This window comes from Citrobacter sp. MGH104 (genome assembly GCF_001034485.1).
In the GTDB taxonomy this organism is placed as follows: Bacteria; Pseudomonadota; Gammaproteobacteria; order Enterobacterales; family Enterobacteriaceae; genus Citrobacter; species Citrobacter freundii.
Window position 1 is genome coordinate 928,006 of the sequence record NZ_KQ089819.1, and the last position, 17,652, is coordinate 945,657.

At 53.0% G+C, this 17,652-nt stretch carries 15 protein-coding genes, 2 tRNA genes, 1 rRNA gene and 1 other annotated feature (1 of these 19 only partly in view); of the genes, 3 read left to right on the forward strand and 15 right to left on the reverse strand.

Annotated elements, in window-relative coordinates:
• Nucleotides 1-33, reverse strand: a sequence feature (23S ribosomal RNA rRNA prediction is too short); it reaches 836 nt to the left of the window's first position.
• Between the two features lie 124 nt (nucleotides 34-157).
• From SK34_RS22655 to pepQ, 7 genes are all read right to left on the reverse strand, one after another.
• Nucleotides 158-233, reverse strand: a tRNA-Ala gene (locus tag SK34_RS22655).
• 105 nt (nucleotides 234-338) lie between these two features.
• Nucleotides 339-415, reverse strand: a tRNA-Ile gene (locus SK34_RS22660).
• Nucleotides 416-486: 71 nt separating this feature from the next.
• Nucleotides 487-2,026, reverse strand: a 16S ribosomal RNA gene (locus SK34_RS22665).
• A gap of 376 nt (nucleotides 2,027-2,402) precedes the next feature.
• Nucleotides 2,403-2,948: a menaquinone-dependent protoporphyrinogen IX dehydrogenase gene (gene hemG, locus SK34_RS22670; protein WP_003017846.1), complete on the reverse strand. Its 546-nt coding sequence runs from the start codon at nucleotides 2,946-2,948 to the stop codon at nucleotides 2,403-2,405.
• A gap of 11 nt (nucleotides 2,949-2,959) precedes the next feature.
• A complete protein-coding gene (gene trkH / locus SK34_RS22675) occupies nucleotides 2,960-4,411 on the reverse strand; it encodes a Trk system potassium transporter TrkH (protein WP_003017848.1) in 1,452 nt (483 codons plus the stop codon).
• A 38-nt stretch (nucleotides 4,412-4,449) separates the two neighbouring features.
• Nucleotides 4,450-5,064: an IMPACT family protein gene (locus SK34_RS22680; RefSeq protein ID WP_003017851.1), complete on the reverse strand. Its 615-nt coding sequence runs from the start codon at nucleotides 5,062-5,064 to the stop codon at nucleotides 4,450-4,452.
• Nucleotides 5,064-6,395 carry a Xaa-Pro dipeptidase gene (gene pepQ, locus SK34_RS22685; protein ID WP_003841250.1) on the reverse strand — a complete coding sequence of 444 codons (1,332 nt, stop codon included), beginning with the start codon at nucleotides 6,393-6,395 and terminating at the stop codon, nucleotides 5,064-5,066. The genes SK34_RS22680 and pepQ overlap by 1 nt, the downstream gene beginning before the upstream one ends.
• A 189-nt stretch (nucleotides 6,396-6,584) precedes the next feature.
• On the opposite strand from pepQ, the gene fadB reads away from it, so the two are divergent.
• Nucleotides 6,585-8,774, forward strand: a complete 2,190-nt coding sequence (gene fadB, locus SK34_RS22690) for a fatty acid oxidation complex subunit alpha FadB (protein WP_003017855.1) — start codon at nucleotides 6,585-6,587, stop codon at nucleotides 8,772-8,774.
• Nucleotides 8,775-8,783: 9 nt separating this feature from the next.
• The gene (gene fadA / locus SK34_RS22695) at nucleotides 8,784-9,947 is read left to right on the forward strand and encodes an acetyl-CoA C-acyltransferase FadA (RefSeq protein ID WP_003017858.1); all 1,164 of its coding nucleotides are present in this window, start codon (nucleotides 8,784-8,786) and stop codon (nucleotides 9,945-9,947) included.
• A gap of 178 nt (nucleotides 9,948-10,125) precedes the next feature.
• Here fadA and SK34_RS22700 read toward each other — a convergent pair whose 3' ends face one another.
• The 4 genes from SK34_RS22700 to ubiD form a co-directional block, all read right to left on the reverse strand.
• Nucleotides 10,126-11,106: a LacI family DNA-binding transcriptional regulator gene (locus tag SK34_RS22700; RefSeq protein WP_003841244.1), complete on the reverse strand. Its 981-nt coding sequence runs from the start codon at nucleotides 11,104-11,106 to the stop codon at nucleotides 10,126-10,128.
• A 7-nt stretch (nucleotides 11,107-11,113) separates the two neighbouring features.
• A complete protein-coding gene (locus SK34_RS22705) occupies nucleotides 11,114-12,028 on the reverse strand; it encodes an ROK family protein (protein ID WP_003841242.1) in 915 nt (304 codons plus the stop codon).
• Between the two features lie 227 nt (nucleotides 12,029-12,255).
• Nucleotides 12,256-12,957: an NAD(P)H-flavin reductase gene (gene fre / locus SK34_RS22710; RefSeq protein ID WP_003017873.1), complete on the reverse strand. Its 702-nt coding sequence runs from the start codon at nucleotides 12,955-12,957 to the stop codon at nucleotides 12,256-12,258.
• Nucleotides 12,958-12,997: 40 nt separating this feature from the next.
• Nucleotides 12,998-14,491 (reverse strand): 4-hydroxy-3-polyprenylbenzoate decarboxylase, encoded by a 1,494-nt coding sequence (gene ubiD, locus SK34_RS22715; protein ID WP_003841240.1) that lies wholly within the window; start codon nucleotides 14,489-14,491, stop codon nucleotides 12,998-13,000.
• A gap of 204 nt (nucleotides 14,492-14,695) precedes the next feature.
• On the opposite strand from ubiD, the gene rfaH reads away from it, so the two are divergent.
• Nucleotides 14,696-15,184 carry a transcription/translation regulatory transformer protein RfaH gene (gene rfaH / locus SK34_RS22720; RefSeq protein WP_003017881.1) on the forward strand — a complete coding sequence of 163 codons (489 nt, stop codon included), beginning with the start codon at nucleotides 14,696-14,698 and terminating at the stop codon, nucleotides 15,182-15,184.
• 5 nt (nucleotides 15,185-15,189) lie between these two features.
• Here the strand turns inward: rfaH and tatD are convergent, their stop codons facing one another.
• From tatD to tatA, 4 genes are read right to left on the reverse strand one after another with little or no spacing between them, the layout of a single operon-like run.
• Nucleotides 15,190-15,972 carry a 3'-5' ssDNA/RNA exonuclease TatD gene (gene tatD / locus SK34_RS22725; RefSeq protein WP_003017882.1) on the reverse strand — a complete coding sequence of 261 codons (783 nt, stop codon included), beginning with the start codon at nucleotides 15,970-15,972 and terminating at the stop codon, nucleotides 15,190-15,192.
• A gap of 41 nt (nucleotides 15,973-16,013) precedes the next feature.
• Nucleotides 16,014-16,805 (reverse strand): Sec-independent protein translocase subunit TatC, encoded by a 792-nt coding sequence (tatC, locus tag SK34_RS22730; protein ID WP_003017884.1) that lies wholly within the window; start codon nucleotides 16,803-16,805, stop codon nucleotides 16,014-16,016.
• A 2-nt stretch (nucleotides 16,806-16,807) separates the two neighbouring features.
• The gene (tatB, locus tag SK34_RS22735; protein ID WP_003841235.1) at nucleotides 16,808-17,356 is read right to left on the reverse strand and encodes a Sec-independent protein translocase protein TatB; all 549 of its coding nucleotides are present in this window, start codon (nucleotides 17,354-17,356) and stop codon (nucleotides 16,808-16,810) included.
• Nucleotides 17,357-17,359: 3 nt separating this feature from the next.
• Entirely contained in the window at nucleotides 17,360-17,614 is a 255-nt protein-coding gene (gene tatA / locus SK34_RS22740) for a Sec-independent protein translocase subunit TatA (protein ID WP_003017888.1), read from the reverse strand.
• Nucleotides 17,615-17,652: the final 38 nt, after the last annotated feature.

Sequence of the window (17,652 nt, forward strand, 5' to 3'; positions counted from 1 at the left end):
AGAGACTCGAACACACCGCTTTTCATTTCTTATTACGGAGAAATGAAACAGTGTGTCGTTTCAATTTTCAGCTTGATCCAGATTTTTAAAGAGCAAAACTTCGCAGTGAACCTTTTCAGGTACACTCTGAAGTTTTCTTGTGTTTTTGCAGTAAAGATGGTGGAGCTATGCGGGATCGAACCGCAGACCTCCTGCGTGCAAGGCAGGCGCTCTCCCAGCTGAGCTATAGCCCCATCGTAGTTATCTCATTCACCTTAATTCCTGCTGAGACAAGGCGTGGAACGGCGAAGCATACTGAAGTATGCGAGTCGTTTCACAACGCGGTATCAGAAAGAATTTGGTAGGCCTGAGTGGACTTGAACCACCGACCTCACCCTTATCAGGGGTGCGCTCTAACCACCTGAGCTACAAGCCTGCAGAGATTTTCTTACTGCTAATTTTCATCAGACAATCTGTGTGAGCACTACAAAGAACGTTTCTTTAAGGTAAGGAGGTGATCCAACCGCAGGTTCCCCTACGGTTACCTTGTTACGACTTCACCCCAGTCATGAATCACAAAGTGGTAAGCGCCCTCCCGAAGGTTAAGCTACCTACTTCTTTTGCAACCCACTCCCATGGTGTGACGGGCGGTGTGTACAAGGCCCGGGAACGTATTCACCGTGGCATTCTGATCCACGATTACTAGCGATTCCGACTTCATGGAGTCGAGTTGCAGACTCCAATCCGGACTACGACATACTTTATGAGGTCCGCTTGCTCTCGCGAGGTCGCTTCTCTTTGTATATGCCATTGTAGCACGTGTGTAGCCCTACTCGTAAGGGCCATGATGACTTGACGTCATCCCCACCTTCCTCCAGTTTATCACTGGCAGTCTCCTTTGAGTTCCCGGCCGGACCGCTGGCAACAAAGGATAAGGGTTGCGCTCGTTGCGGGACTTAACCCAACATTTCACAACACGAGCTGACGACAGCCATGCAGCACCTGTCTCAGAGTTCCCGAAGGCACCAAAGCATCTCTGCTAAGTTCTCTGGATGTCAAGAGTAGGTAAGGTTCTTCGCGTTGCATCGAATTAAACCACATGCTCCACCGCTTGTGCGGGCCCCCGTCAATTCATTTGAGTTTTAACCTTGCGGCCGTACTCCCCAGGCGGTCGACTTAACGCGTTAGCTCCGGAAGCCACGCCTCAAGGGCACAACCTCCAAGTCGACATCGTTTACGGCGTGGACTACCAGGGTATCTAATCCTGTTTGCTCCCCACGCTTTCGCACCTGAGCGTCAGTCTTTGTCCAGGGGGCCGCCTTCGCCACCGGTATTCCTCCAGATCTCTACGCATTTCACCGCTACACCTGGAATTCTACCCCCCTCTACAAGACTCTAGCCTGCCAGTTTCGGATGCAGTTCCCAGGTTGAGCCCGGGGATTTCACATCCGACTTGACAGACCGCCTGCGTGCGCTTTACGCCCAGTAATTCCGATTAACGCTTGCACCCTCCGTATTACCGCGGCTGCTGGCACGGAGTTAGCCGGTGCTTCTTCTGCGAGTAACGTCAATCACTAAGGTTATTAACCTTAATGCCTTCCTCCTCGCTGAAAGTACTTTACAACCCGAAGGCCTTCTTCATACACGCGGCATGGCTGCATCAGGCTTGCGCCCATTGTGCAATATTCCCCACTGCTGCCTCCCGTAGGAGTCTGGACCGTGTCTCAGTTCCAGTGTGGCTGGTCATCCTCTCAGACCAGCTAGGGATCGTCGCCTAGGTGAGCCGTTACCCCACCTACTAGCTAATCCCATCTGGGCACATCCGATGGCAAGAGGCCCGAAGGTCCCCCTCTTTGGTCTTGCGACGTTATGCGGTATTAGCTACCGTTTCCAGTAGTTATCCCCCTCCATCGGGCAGTTTCCCAGACATTACTCACCCGTCCGCCACTCGTCACCCGAGAGCAAGCTCTCTGTGCTACCGTTCGACTTGCATGTGTTAGGCCTGCCGCCAGCGTTCAATCTGAGCCATGATCAAACTCTTCAATTTAAGTTTGATGCTCGTGAATTAAACTTCGTAATGAATTACGTATGTTCACTCAAGAGACTTGGTATTCATTTTTCGTCTTGCGACGTTAAGAATCCGTATCTTCGAGTGCCCACACAGATTGTCTGATAAATTGTTAAAGAGCAGTGCCGCTTCGCTTTTTCTCAGCGGCGCGGGGTGTGCATATTACGCCATCCCGCCACGAAGTCAAGCATTTAATTTCGCTTTCTTCGCCGGAGTTCTCAGTGGAACCCCGCTGACCCGGCGGCTTGTAATCCGTTGTTCCGTGTCAGTGGAGGCGCATTATAGGGAGTTATTTCAGGCTGACAAGGGGAAATTTAAAATAATCTTCCGAGTGCGTATTTTTTATTCTTTACGTTTATTTTAACGACGTTTTGTTGGTTAATTGGGCTATTTCCCGCGCGAATCTCGCAACCTGTTCCCAATCGGTATACACCACTTCTTTATTCGTATCCGTTTCACCGCCTGACATCTTCATTATCAGTTGGATCATAACGCGGTCATACCAGCGATAGCGGGGATACAGCAAAGCACCCGCAATGACTGCACTGTGATCTGGTCGCCACGGCGAACTCATCAGGAACTTACGCGCATAGCTGTTGGTTTGCGGCGTACGTTTTTCCGGTTTACGGGCAACGAGGTTTACGGAGTAGAACGCACTCGGCATCGAATTCAACCGTGTGGCATGCTTTTTCACAAACTCCTGAAAAGCAGCATGGTAATGACCATAGCGAATCGAGGCGCCAATCACCACGCTGTCATAATTTTGCCAGTCCGGCTCCGCGGTACGATGCAAATTAACAACATCTGCCCAAACGCCCAGCTCTTTGAGTTCAGAAGCCAGATATTCAGCGATTTCACGCGTTTGTCCGTCCCGGGAAGAAAAAAGAATCAGTGTTTTCACGTGTTACTCCATTATTCACGCCAGAAGGTAGGGGTAAAGAGCACCAGCAGAGTAAAGACCTCCAGACGACCAAACAGCATATTGGCAATCAGGATCCACTTCGCCACAGGGTTCATACTGGCAAAGTTGTCGGCAACAACCCCCAGTCCAGGCCCCAGGTTATTCAACGTTGCCACAACAGAGGCAAACGCGGAGAAGTCATCAACGCCGGTCGCAATAATCGCCAGCATACTGATAATAAAGACCAACGCATAGGCAGAGAAGAATCCCCATACGGCTTCAAGAATTCGCTCCGGCAACGCACGGTTACCCAGTTTGATACTGTAAACCGCATTCGGATGAACCAGTCGTTTCAATTCGCGGTTGCCTTGCTTAAACAGCAGCAGGATACGAATCACCTTCAAGCCCCCCCCCGTCGACCCGGCACAGCCGCCGATAAAAGCAGAACACAGCAACAGCACCGGCAGGAACAGCGGCCAGCGGGCAATACTGTCCGTGGTAAATCCGGCAGTCGTCGCCATCGATACCACCTGGAAAAAGGCCTGGTTGATGGTCGTGAGCGCTGAACCGTAGGTATTGTGTATCCACAGCACCAGCGTACAGACAGCCACCAGCGTCAACTGCACGCCGATGAACATGCGAAATTCCGGATCGCGCCAGTAAACCTTCAGACTACGCCCGCTTAATAAAGAGAAGTGCAGACCGTAGTTACAACCGGAGATCAGCAAGAAGATAGCAATAATCGTATTAATCGTGGGACTGTCGAAATACCCCACGCTGGCATCGTGTGTGGAAAAACCACCGATGGCAATCGTGGCAAAACTGTGCCCAATGGCGTCAAACGCGGGCATCCCGGCAAACCATAGCGCCAGCGCGCACGCCACCGTCAGCAATACATAGATAAGCCACAGGGTTTTCGCCGTTTCTGCAATACGCGGGCGCATCTTATTATCTTTCAACGGCCCCGGCATTTCTGCCCGATAGAGCTGCATCCCACCCACGCCAAGAATAGGCAGGATAGCCACCGCCAGCACGATGATCCCCATCCCGCCGAACCATTGCAGCATCTGGCGATAAAAGAGAATCGCGTGTGGCAATGAATCCAGCCCCACCAGCGTCGTTGCACCGGTGGTGGTCAATCCGGAAAAGGATTCAAAAAAAGCGTCGGTTATCGTCAGGTTTGGGCTTTCCGCAAAGATGAACGGTAGCGCACCCACGCTGCCCAGAACGGTCCAGAACAAAACGACAATCAGAAATCCTTCGCGCGATTTCAGCTCGCCCTTCTCTTTACGGTTTGGCCACCACAGCATGGAGCCGATCGCCAAAGCAACGAAGAAAGTTTGGGTGAATGCACGCCCTGCCCCGTCACGGTATATGAGCGCTACCAGTCCAGGGATAATCATTGTCCCCGAGAATAAGATGACCAGTAGTCCAACGATTCGGGTGATGGCGCGAAAATGCATCTCTGCCGCTTCCTTAGTTCTTTAAAATGAGGTGGGGATTATTCTTCAATCGCTAACAATTGCAATGAACCACGACTAAAATCCGCCAGTTTTGCCGAAAACTCATCCACTTTGGCAAAAGGAAGCGCCACCCTGAGTCGAACAAAAGCCTGGTAATCACTGGCAACAACTTTACCGTCAAACTGCCCCAGCAAGGCTTCAATGCCTGCCAGCTGACCGTACTCACACTGCAAAGTATATTCGGTTAATGGCGTCTTGCGCTGTGTCGTTAACTGGCGCAACGCCTGATTCACACCGCCGCCGTAAGCTTTTACCAACCCTCCAGTACCGAGAAGGATACCGCCGTAGTAGCGCACGACTACAGCGGTAATCTCACCGACACCGCTCCCCATCAGTTGTGCGAGCATCGGTTTACCTGCCGTACCCGCCGGTTCGCCATCGTCTGAAAATCCTAGCTGCTGCGAGTCATTGGGCGCACCCGCCACCCATGCCACGCAATGGTGGCGGGCGTCCGGGTGTTCCGCTTTGACTGACTCAACAAACGCTTTTGCCGCTTCTACGCCGTCCGTATGGGCGAGCAGCGTAATGAAGCGGCTTTTTTTGATCTCTTCGACGACGCTAACCGGCGCCGCAGGGATTAACCAACTGTCCATTACGCCAGTTTCAAATCCCGCGTCATGTTTTCGATATTGTTTTCGTGGACCACCACGTTGTCTTCAATACGAATACCGCCGAACGGTTTCAGGGCTTCAATTTTCTGCCAGTTGAAGTGTTTGCTGAACTGCCCTTCACGCCACGGCGCCAGCAGAGATTCAATGAAGTAAATGCCCGGTTCGATGGTCAGAACCATGCCCGGTTGCAATACGCGGGTGCAACGCAGGTAAGGATACTTCGACGGCGCGGCCAGATGGGTACCACTGTCATCCTGCATAAAGCCAGCGACATCATGTACCTGCAGGCCCAACTGGTGACCAATGCCGTGTGGCATAAACGGCCCAGTAAGATCGTTTTCTACCATCGCCTCTTCACTCATATCGGTGATGATTTGATGCTTACGCAGCAGCTTCGCGATGCGCTGGTGGAACTGAATGTGGTAATCCACGTAGCTGGCACCTGCTTTCATGGTGGCAATCAGCGCCAGCTCTTCGTCGTTAACGTCTTTCACCAGATGCGCATAGTCGTTGTCGTTTTTCGCCGACCAGGTACGCGTCAGGTCTGCCGCATAGCCGTTGTATTCCGCGCCAGCGTCGAGCAGGAAGCTGCGGATTTCAGACGGCGCCTGATGATCCAGCTTGGTGTAATGAAGAACCGAAGCATGCTCGTTAAGCGCCACGATGTTGCTGTATGGCACGTCGGTGTCGCGGTGACCGGTGGCAGTCAGGTAAGCGAGGTTGATGTCAAACTCGCTCATTCCGGAACGGAACGCTTCTTCTGCTGCACGGTGTCCATTTACCGCCATTTTCTGCGCTTCGCGCATACAGGCCAGTTCGTAGTCCGTTTTATAGGCACGGTAATAATGCAGGTAGTCGATCACCCCTTTCGGGTTGATGTTGCTGGCCGCAATGTCCAATTGCAGGGCACGTTCCGGAACCGGGCCAATGTAACCGATATTGCCGCGAGCAGCAGGCAGTTGGCTACCGATACCATCCGCTTTCGGCAGCGCGATGATCTCGATTTCTTCCGTCCAGAAAGAGGTAGGCAGCGGCTCAACGTTGTGCCAGTAATCGACCGGCAGGTAGAACCACAGTTTCGGCTTGTTTACGCCATCCACCAGCAACCAGCAGTTAGGAACCTGCGTGACAGGCACCCAGGCTTTGAATTGCGGATTGACCTTAAACGGGTACGGATGATCGTCGAGAAAGACGTTAACAAGTTCGCCTGAGTGAATAAGTAACGCATCCAGCTTGAAGCGCTCCAGCGCGTCGCGCGTCCGTTCTTGTAAGGTAACGATATGATTTTTATAGAGTGCGGCCAGTGATTCCATTTTCTACCCTTCTGTTTTTTTGACCTCAAGTCTCCGCATCTTAGCACATCGCTTTGTGAGTGCGTGATTTCTGCCGAGCGTGATCGAATCGTCATTTCTTTAATCATTCATTTGCATTTTATTAACATAAAACACACACTTCGATTCATCTGGTATGACCAGATCACCTTGCGGATTCAGGAGACTGACATGCTTTACAAAGGCGACACCCTGTACCTCGACTGGCTGGAAGATGGCATCGCCGAACTGGTGTTCGATGCCCCTGGTTCGGTCAATAAACTCGACACGGCCACCGTTGCCAGCCTGGGCCATGCGCTTGATGTGCTGGAAAAACAACCGAATTTAAAAGGGCTGCTGCTGCGCTCTAACAAAGCAGCCTTTATTGTTGGTGCCGATATCACCGAATTCCTTTCACTGTTCCTCGTGCCTGAAGAGCAACTGAGCCAGTGGCTGCATTTTGCCAACAGCGTCTTTAACCGCCTCGAAGATCTACCTGTTCCGACCCTCTCAGCGGTAAATGGCTATGCGTTGGGCGGTGGCTGCGAGTGTGTCCTGGCAACTGATTATCGTCTGGCAACACCGGACCTGCGCATTGGTCTGCCGGAAACCAAGCTGGGCATTATGCCGGGCTTTGGCGGCTCTGTGCGTATGCCACGTATGCTGGGTGCGGACAGCGCGCTGGAAATTATTGCGGCAGGTAAAGACGTTGGTGCTGAGCAGGCGCTAAAAATCGGTCTGGTCGATGGCGTAGTGAAGCAAGACAAACTGCTTGATGGCGCGATCGCGGTATTACGTCAGGCGATTAACGGCGACCTCGACTGGAAAGCCAAACGTCAGCCTAAGCTGGAGCCGTTGAAACTCAGCAAAATTGAAGCGGCTATGAGCTTTACCATCGCCAAAGGCATGGTGGCGCAGACGGCAGGTAAGCATTATCCCGCACCGATTACCGCGGTAAAAACCATTGAAGCAGCGGCTCGTTTTGGCCGTGAAGAAGCGCTGAATCTGGAAAATAAAAGCTTTGTGCCACTGGCGCACACCAGTGAAGCTCGCGCGCTGGTTGGGATCTTCCTTAACGATCAGTTCGTGAAAGCCAAAGCCAAAAAGCTCACCAAAAATATTGAAGCACCAAAGCAAGCGGCAGTGCTGGGTGCAGGCATTATGGGCGGCGGCATCGCTTACCAGTCAGCCTGGAAAGGCGTGCCGGTTGTCATGAAAGATATCAACGACAAATCATTAACGCTGGGCATGACCGAAGCGGCCAAACTGCTGAACAAACAGCTTGAGCGCGGCAAAATTGACGGTCTGAAAATGGCGGGTGTGATTTCCACTATTCATCCAACCCTCGACTATAGCGGTTTTGAGCGCGTGGACGTGGTGGTTGAAGCGGTCGTGGAAAACCCGAAAGTGAAAAAAGCGGTACTGGCGGAAACCGAAGATCAGGTACGCCCGGACACCGTACTGGCGTCGAATACCTCTACCATCCCAATCAACGAGCTGGCCAGCGCGCTCAAGCGCCCGGAAAACTTCTGTGGGATGCACTTCTTTAACCCAGTACACCGCATGCCACTGGTTGAGATCATTCGCGGCGAGAAAAGCTCGGATGAAACCATCGCCAAAGTTGTCGCATGGGCAAGCCAGATGGGCAAAACGCCAATTGTGGTCAACGACTGCCCCGGTTTCTTCGTGAACCGCGTGCTGTTCCCGTATTTTGCCGGTTTCAGCCAGTTGCTGCGCGATGGGGCGGATTTCCGCAAAGTCGATAAAGTCATGGAAAAACAGTTTGGCTGGCCGATGGGCCCGGCTTATCTGCTGGACGTGGTGGGAATTGATACCGCACATCACGCGCAGGCAGTGATGTCCGCAGGCTTCCCTCAGCGTATGCAGAAAGATTATCGCGACGCGATAGACGCCCTGTTTGATGCTAACCGTTTCGGACAGAAAAACGGTCTTGGATTCTGGCGTTATAAAGAAGACAACAAGGGCAAGCCGAAAAAAGAAGAGGATGCCACCGTTGATGATCTGCTGGCAGAAGTCAGCCAGCCGAAACGCGAATTCAGTGATGAAGAGATTATCGCTCGCATGATGATCCCGATGGTCAACGAAGTGGTACGGTGCCTGGAAGAAGGCATTATCGCCAGCCCGGCAGAAGCCGATATGGCACTGGTGTATGGCCTGGGCTTCCCTCCGTTCCACGGCGGCGCGTTCCGCTGGCTGGATACGCTCGGCAGCGCGAAGTATCTCGATATGGCCCAGCAGTATCAGCACCTCGGAGCGCTGTATGAAGTTCCGGCTGGTCTGCGTGATAAGGCGCGCCATAACGAACCGTATTATCCCCAGGTTGAGCCTGCCCGCCCGGTTGGCAGCCTGAAAACGGCTTAAGGAGTCACAATGGAACAGGTTGTAATTGTTGATGCGATCCGTACCCCGATGGGCCGTTCAAAAGGGGGGGCGTTTCGTAACGTGCGTGCAGAAGATCTCTCCGCACACTTAATGCGTAGCCTGCTGGCGCGTAATCCGGCGCTGGATCCAACCGCGCTGGATGACATTTACTGGGGCTGTGTGCAGCAAACGCTGGAGCAGGGTTTCAACATCGCCCGTAACGCCGCGCTGCTGGCGGAAATCCCGCACTCCGTTCCGGCGGTCACCGTGAACCGCCTGTGCGGTTCATCAATGCAGGCGCTGCACGACGCGGCACGTATGATCATGACCGGCGATGCTCAGGCGTGCCTGATTGGTGGCGTGGAGCATATGGGCCATGTACCAATGAGCCACGGCGTTGATTTCCATCCGGGCATGAGCCGCAACGTAGCAAAAGCGGCGGGGATGATGGGTCTGACCGCAGAAATGCTCTCCCGCATGCACGGCATCAGCCGTGAAATGCAGGATGCTTTCGCCGCACGTTCACATGCTCGCGCCTGGGCTGCAACACAGTCTGGCGCATTTAAAAACGAAATCATCCCGACCGGCGGTCATGATGCCGACGGCGTGCTGAAGCAGTTTAACTACGATGAGGTTATCCGCCCGGAGACAACCGTTGAAGCGCTCTCCACCCTGCGCCCAGCGTTCGATCCGGTTAGTGGAACGGTCACTGCCGGTACCTCCTCCGCGCTCTCCGACGGCGCAGCGGCGATGCTGGTCATGAGTGAAAGTCGCGCCCGTGAACTGGGTCTGACGCCGCGTGCCCGTATTCGTTCGATGGCGGTAGTCGGCTGCGACCCTTCCATCATGGGTTACGGTCCGGTTCCGGCCTCAAAGCTGGCGCTGAAAAAAGCGGGACTCTCCACCAGCGACATCGGCTTGTTTGAAATGAACGAAGCCTTTGCCGCTCAGATCCTGCCGTGCATTAAAGATCTGGGACTGATGGAGCAGATAGACGAAAAGATCAACCTCAACGGCGGCGCGATCGCTCTGGGCCACCCACTGGGATGCTCCGGGGCGCGTATCAGCACCACCCTGCTCAATCTGATGGAACGCAAAGACGTACAGTTTGGCCTGGCGACGATGTGTATCGGGTTAGGCCAGGGCATCGCAACGGTATTTGAGCGAGTTTAATCAAAGATAAATTCCCCTAAATAATTCGCGCTGCATCGCGGCGGCAACTGAGCGAATCCCCGGGAGCATAGATAACTATGTGACCGGGGTGAGCAAAGGCAGCCAACAAAGAGGCAGAGTGAATTATGACGGGGAAAGGTTTAGTTGCCGTTCTTCCCGCCTGTCAGGGGCGGGTTTTTTATTTCCCTGAACTACCACGCACCACTAACTGCACCGGCAACAGCAGATTCTCTTCCTGATTTTCTTCCAGCAATAAACGCAGCGCTTCACGCCCCAATTGTTGTTTATCAACCGCAATGGTGGTGAGTGGTGGATGTGACCAGGCCGCAGCATCAATATCATCAAACCCCACCAACGCAAGATCTTCCGGGATACGTATACCCTGCTGCGTACACACCCGTTGAACAACCAGCGCTGCCGCGTCGTTATAGGCAAAAATGGCGTCGGGCGGCTCTGGCAGACTGAGCAATTCATTAACCGCCTCCACCAAAGATTGCTCGGTATCCAGCAGTGGCGGCGCAATGGCTTCATACTCTGGCGGCATCAGCAAGCGGGCTTCATACAATGCCTGACGGTAGCCCTTCTCGCGCTGACGGATGCTGTAGTGCGCAAGCGAACTGGCAAGAAAAGCGATACGGCTGCGCCCTTGCGCAATCAGATGTTGCGTGGCCAGATAACCGCCCTGGGTATTGTCCGGGTTCACGCAAGGCAGGTCCGGCGCCCAGAGATCCACCAGCACCAACGGCAGTTTCATCTGTTGCAGCAAGCCAAGTAATTCAGGCTCAAAAAATCCCGCGCAGATCAGCGCATCAGGCTGGTGCAACATCACCTGCTCACTCACTGCATCGCCTGGACCAATGGAGAGAAAGCTCAGCGCAATACCATGGTCACGACAGTTATCTTCTATCCCCAGCAGCAGTTGAGAATAAAACGGCAATGCCCGGCTGATATTGTGCTGGCGGTGCAGCAAAAACAGGACGCGTTTGATCTTGTCTGCGCGCAGGCGAGAAAAATCATAACCCTGCTGCTGCGCCACAGAAATAATGCGCAGCCGGGTATCTTCACGTAGCCCTGGCTGCCCTTTCAGGGCGCGGGAAACCGCGCCAACCGAGACACCACAAGCTTCGGCAATGTCCCTGATACGTACAGGTTTCGTCATGTCACTCTCATTGATTTACGCTGGCCTTTTGTGCCCCCAGCCAGGCCGCGCCGCGTACGCCGCTGCTGTCACCGTGTCGGGCCTGAACGATCGGCGTACGGCACTGTTTACCAAATACGTACTGCGCCACTCGCGCCTGCAAGCCTGAGTACAGTAAAGTGATATTGGATACCCCACCGCCCAGCACGATAACATCGGGATCGAGCGTATTCACCACCCCCGCCAACGCGCGCGCCAGTTGATCGCAATAGCGTTCCCATAACAAACAGGCATCTGCATCACCCGATTCTACCCGCTGCATAATATGTGGCACATCTGCATGTTGTGCGGTGTGACTCATATACTGACGCTCCAGGCCGCTGCCGGAAATAAAGCTCTCAATACAGTTCACCTGTCCGCAATAGCATGTCACTTCAGCCCCATCCCGAGATTCGTGGTAGCGCGGCAATGCATTATGTCCCCACTCTCCTGCACAGGCGTTAGGTCCGGAGATCAAACGGTTATCGATGCATAGTCCACCGCCGCAACCGGTACCGAGGATCACACCAAATACCACGCTATGCCCGTGTCCGCTACCGTCCATCGCTTCCGACAGGGTAAAGCAGTTGGCATCATTAGTAACAGGCACGGGTATTCCTAACGCTAGCTCAAGGTCTTGAGCAAAAGCCTGCTGATTCAACACCAGGATGTTCGAATTCTTAATCAAACCTTCGCTATCCACCGCGCCAGGCACTCCAACACCAACCGATAAAGACTGATTAACGGCCAGTCTGGCCTTAGAAATCATCTCCGTCACGGCCTGGAAAAAATCACCGTAACTCTGCTTTGGTGTCGCACATCGCTCGCGGTAAACAATTTCACCCGCGTTATCAATCACCACCGCTTCAATTTTAGTCCCGCCGATATCCAGTCCGAGCCTCATGGTTTTCCCTCGTTGATGTCCAGCAATGTGATGCGATACAGCTTGCCCATTTTGTTTACTAAACAAAATGAGACCCGTCACAAAAAATCAGTTTTATGGTTAATAGATAGGAAAAACATGTTTACTAAAAATGTTCTGAAAAGAGGAGCAGTGAGACCGGGCTTGCACCCTGTTAGAAGAAGTAAGGTTGGTGATGGATGCGCCGGAAGGACTCCGGCGCACAGCGCTTAAATGAACGCGAACGCGTCGCCAAACAGGCGATCTTCACGTGCCTGACGCTCATTACAGAACAGGTCGCGCGCGATTTTTGCCATCTCAAAACGACCGGCAATGTAGATATCGTGTTCCGCCAGAGTACCGTAATCCTGCAATACTGCCGTTAACACGGTTCCCGTACGACCACGCCAGCCGTCTTCAGGCTGCTCTACCACCGGCTCAACACGCAGGTTCGGGTGATTCACCGACAATGCTTCCAGCTCTGAGAGATCGTAGAGATGCTTCTCTTCGCGCCCGCCCCAGTAAATAGTGATATCGCGGTTGGGATTGCGCGCCAGCGCGGTAAGCAGAATAGAACGCACGTAAGAGAACCCTGTACCTCCGGCAATCAGGATCAGCGGGCGCTCGTCTTCATCACGCAGCCAGGCTTCGCCATGCGGAATATCGACCTTGATTTCCCGGTCTTTCAGAATACGGTCCATCACGGCCATGGCGTAAAGATTTAGCTCAGAGGCGCCAACGTGCAGCTCAATGAATCCTTGCTCGTCCGGCGTTGATGCCATGGAGAACGGACGCTTATCCCTTTCGTCCATCACGACCATTAAATACTGGCCAGCACGAAAGGAAAACGCCGCGTCTGGCACTAAACGAACGCGATATACGGTGTCAGTTATAGCTTCTACCGAGGTCACTTTACAGCTTAAGGTTGTCATGCGCTCTCTCTGTCGGATCAATAGGCAAAACGATCGCGCCTCAGGCGCTTTTGCCGTCATTAAAGATGGCCAGTTCATCCCAAATTGCGTCAATACGCGCAATCACTTCAGGATCTTTTTTAATCGGACGTCCCCATTCGCGTTGGGTTTCGCCCGGCCATTTATTTGTGGCATCCAGCCCCATTTTTGAACCAAGGCCGGAAACCGGCGAGGCAAAGTCCAGGTAATCAATTGGCGTATTCTCTACCAGTACCGTATCCCGGGCGGGGTCCATACGGGTAGTAATAGCCCAAATTACATCATTCCAGTCGCGCGCGTTAACGTCATCATCGCAGACAATAACAAATTTGGTGTACATGAACTGACGCAAAAACGACCAAACACCCATCATGACGCGTTTGGCATGGCCTGCGTACTGTTTTTTCATCGTCACCACGGCCAGACGATATGAACAGCCTTCCGGAGGCAGGTAAAAATCGACGATTTCCGGGAACTGCTTTTGCAGAATAGGAACGAATACTTCGTTCAGCGCCACGCCGAGCACTGCTGGCTCATCAGGCGGACGTCCGGTATAGGTAGAGTGATAAATAGCATCTTCACGCTGGGTAATGTGGGTGACGGTAAAGACCGGGAAATTATCTACTTCGTTGTAGTAGCCGGTATGATCGCCATAGGGCCCTTCTGGAGCCAGCTCGCCCGGTTCGATGTACCCTTCCAGTACGATTTCTGCGCTGGCAGGCACTTCCAGGTCGTTGGAAATACATTTGACCACTTCGGTCTTGGTACCGCGCAACAGCCCGGCAAATGCGTACTCGGATAATGTATCAGGAACGGGTGTCACAGCCCCCAGAATGGTCGCAGGATCGGCCCCCAACGCCACTGAAACCGGGAAACGTTCACCAGGATGCGCCGCGCACCACTCCTGATAATCAAGCGCGCCGCCGCGATGGGACAACCAGCGCATAATAAGCTTGTTTTTACCAATCAGCTGCTGGCGATAGATGCCCAGATTCTGCCGCTCTTTATGCGGACCACGCGTGACGGTGAGTCCCCAGGTAATCAGCGGCGCGGCATCTTCCGGCCAGCAGGTCATAATCGGAATGCGGTTTAAATCAACGTCATCGCCGGAGTAGATTTTTTGCTGACAAGGCGCACCGCGCAACCGCTTAGTCGGCATGTTCAACACCTGCTTAAACTGCGGCAGCTTATCAAACAGATCGCGGAATCCTTTCGGTGGCTCTGGCTCTTTCAAAAACGCCAACAGTTTACCGACTTCTCGTAGCGCCGAGACATCTTCTTGTCCCATTCCCATCGCAACACGCTTTGGTGTGCCAAACAGGTTACACAGCACCGGCATTGAATAGCCTTTCGGATTCTCAAACAGTAACGCAGGCCCACCGGCACGCAGAGTGCGATCGGCAATTTCAGTAATTTCCAGGTGGGGATCCACCTCAAGCGAAATGCGTTTGAGTTCGCCCTGCTGTTCAAGCAGCGTCAGGAAGTCGCGTAAATCGTGATATTTCATGGCGTCCATTGTGGCCTCTTCGTAAGCGCTTCATTATACGGCGTTCATCATTGTGATGCTGTATTTTTGTTAAATTAGCGTGAACTCTGGCGATACATATAAGCCCTGGGAGTATATACCCATTGGGTTTCAGCCTGCGTTGAGGCGGGTATAATTAACTTAACGCATGGCTTTTGCTATGCTGGCGCTCAGAACAAGCGGATAAGAGTTATTATGCAATCCTGGTATTTACTGTACTGCAAACGTGGGCAACTTCAGCGAGCCCAGGAACACCTGGAAAGGCAGGCGGTGAACTGCCTGACGCCTATGATCACCCTGGAAAAAATAGTGCGCGGTAAACGTACCACAGTCAGTGAACCACTATTCCCTAATTACATGTTTGTCGAGTTCGACCCGGAAGTGATCCACACCACCACTATCAATGCCACGCGTGGTGTCAGCCATTTCGTCCGTTTTGGCGCGACGCCTGCGACAGTTCCTTCTCCCGTTATTCACCAGCTTTCTATCTACAAGCCTGAAGGAATTGTTGACCCGCAAACTCCTCAGCCAGGGGACAGCGTGATTATTACTGAAGGGGCGTTTGAGGGGCTAAAAGCGATCTTCACCGAACCGGATGGCGAAGCACGTTCCATGCTACTGCTTAACCTGTTGAATAAAGAGGTTAAGCAGAGCGTGAAAAATACCGGCTTTCGAAAAATTTAAGCCGTTTAGAAGGTCACTTCGAACAGTGTTCGGACGTTAGCATCAATGGTTGCTGACAGCCATTGAGGATTTTCCCCGCGCCAGTGGGCAATACGCTCAAGAATATGTGGCAGGTGCGCCGGTTCATTGCGCCGTGACGTCGGTTTAGGCGTTAAGTCGCGAGGGAGTAGGTAAGGCGCATCGGTTTCTATCAGCAGCCTTTCCACCGGAATAAACGGCAGCAGTTCCCGCAGTTCCATCCCCCGGCGCTCATCACAGACCCAGCCGGTGATACCGATATAGAGTCCCCGGTCCACGCAGTCCTGCATCTCCTGTCGCGTTCCGGTAAAACAGTGCAGCACCGCGCCTGGGAGGCTATCCAGCCACGGCTCCAGCAACGTCAGAAAACGCTCGTGGGCATCCCGACAATGCATGAAAATCGGCATCTGCAGTTCAGCAGCAATGCGCAGCTGCGCCTCAAAAGCACGTTCCTGCTCCTGCGGCGTGGAGAAATTGCGATTGAAATCCAGACCGCACTCGCCAATAGCGACCACCTCAGACTGGTTTGCCAGCGCGATAATCTCGTCTTCCGTTGAGGACTGCCATTGGCTGCTGTCATGCGGGTGCACGCCAGCCGTGGACCAGCAATGCGGATAATGCTGTGCCAACTTTAGCGCCTGCTGGCTTTCGTGCAGGTTTGTTCCGGTCAGAAGCATACCGTTTACGCCCGCAGCAAAGGCGCGCGCCACAACATCATCCCTGTCTTTTGCAAATTGTGAACTGGTTAAATTAACGCCAATGTCAAACATGCTACCTCCCATATGACAACCGCCCTGACGGGCGGTTGAATTTACTCTTCTGTTTTCTCGGTGGCTTCGGCTTCTTTTGCTTCTTCAGCCTCGTTGTCCTCATCTCTCGTACGTCGCTTGCCGACATAGAAACGAGAGAAGAAAACGCCCACTTCAAACAGGCAGTACATCGGTATCGCCAACAACGTTTGCGAGAAGACATCTGGCGGGGTCAGTAACATCCCGACGACAAATGCCCCAACCACAACGTAAGGACGCTTCTTGCGTAAATCGTCTGGCGTCGTAATGCCCATCCAGCATAGCAGCACAATGGCGACAGGGACCTCAAAAGAGACCCCGAAAGCCATAAACAGCGCCATGACGAAACTGAGATAGCTGGCAATGTCCGTTGATACCTGTACGCCTTGCGGAGCCGTGTTAGCCAGAAAACCAAACGCCAACGGGAAGACAACAAAATAGGCGAATGCCATGCCGATGTAGAACAGCAACGAACTGGAGACCAGCAGCGGCACAACCAGGCGACGTTCATGTTTGTACAAAGCAGGCGCAATGAATGCCCATACCTGGTAGAGGATCACTGGCGCTGACAGGATCAGCGACACCATGAAGGTCAACTTGATTGGCGTAAAGAACGGCGAAGCCACATCGGTGGCGATCATCGTTGCACCCTGCGGCATCTGTTTAATCAGAGGCGCTGCAACCATATGGTAAATGTCGTTGGCAAAATAAACCAACGCCAGAAAGATCACGATTACCGCAATAATGCAGTTCAGGAGTCGCTTACGCAGCTCAATAAGATGCGTGATGAGCGGTTGGGTATCTTCTACAGACATGTTTACGGTTTATCACTCGACGAGGGTGAGGATTCGACAACAGGTGCGGCAGCTTTCTTTTCTGCATCCATCAACGTAGCGGAAGTGTTTTCCGTCGGCTCTGGCGTTTTAGCACCCGTGGATTCCGGTTTTTGCTCCGGCGAACTGGCCTGATTTTCAGCGGCGGCAGGGGTGACCCCTTCTCGCTGCGCTTCACCTTCTTTCACCACCGGATTATGGATAGTGTGCGCTTCATCGCTCGCTTTCTCAGGATCGTGCACGCTGTAAGAACGCTTCATCGATTCCGCCGCTTCACGCAGCTCATCCATTGACGCTTTCAGCTCCGGGGTCAGATTTGTCAGGCTCGCTTTCTCTACTTTCTTCAGGCTGTCCTGAAACTCCTGAAGCTTAAGCTCCTGGGTCAGTTCATTCTGAACAGTAGTTGCCAGGGAACGTAAAGCACGCACCCAGCCAGCAACCGTTTTTACCGCTACGGGTAATCGTTGCGGCCCCAGGACGATGAGGCCGATCACGAACACCAATAACAGTTCGCTAAAACCGATATCAAACACGGATTATACCTGCTCTTTATCTTGGCTTTTGGCGTCTTCCTTTTTCACTTCGCCCTGCTTATCGGTGATGGATTTAGCTGTAAAATCAGCGTCCTGGCTGGTTTTATCTTGCTTAGGCTCATCATCACCCATCGCTTTTTTGAAGCCTTTAATCGATGCGCCAAGATCGGAACCGATGGAGCCGAGTTTCTTGGTGCCAAATAGCAGTACAACGATGACGGCAATGATCAACAACTGCCAAATACTGATACCACCCATACATGTTCCTCTGTCATAGATGATGAATTAATAAGGCC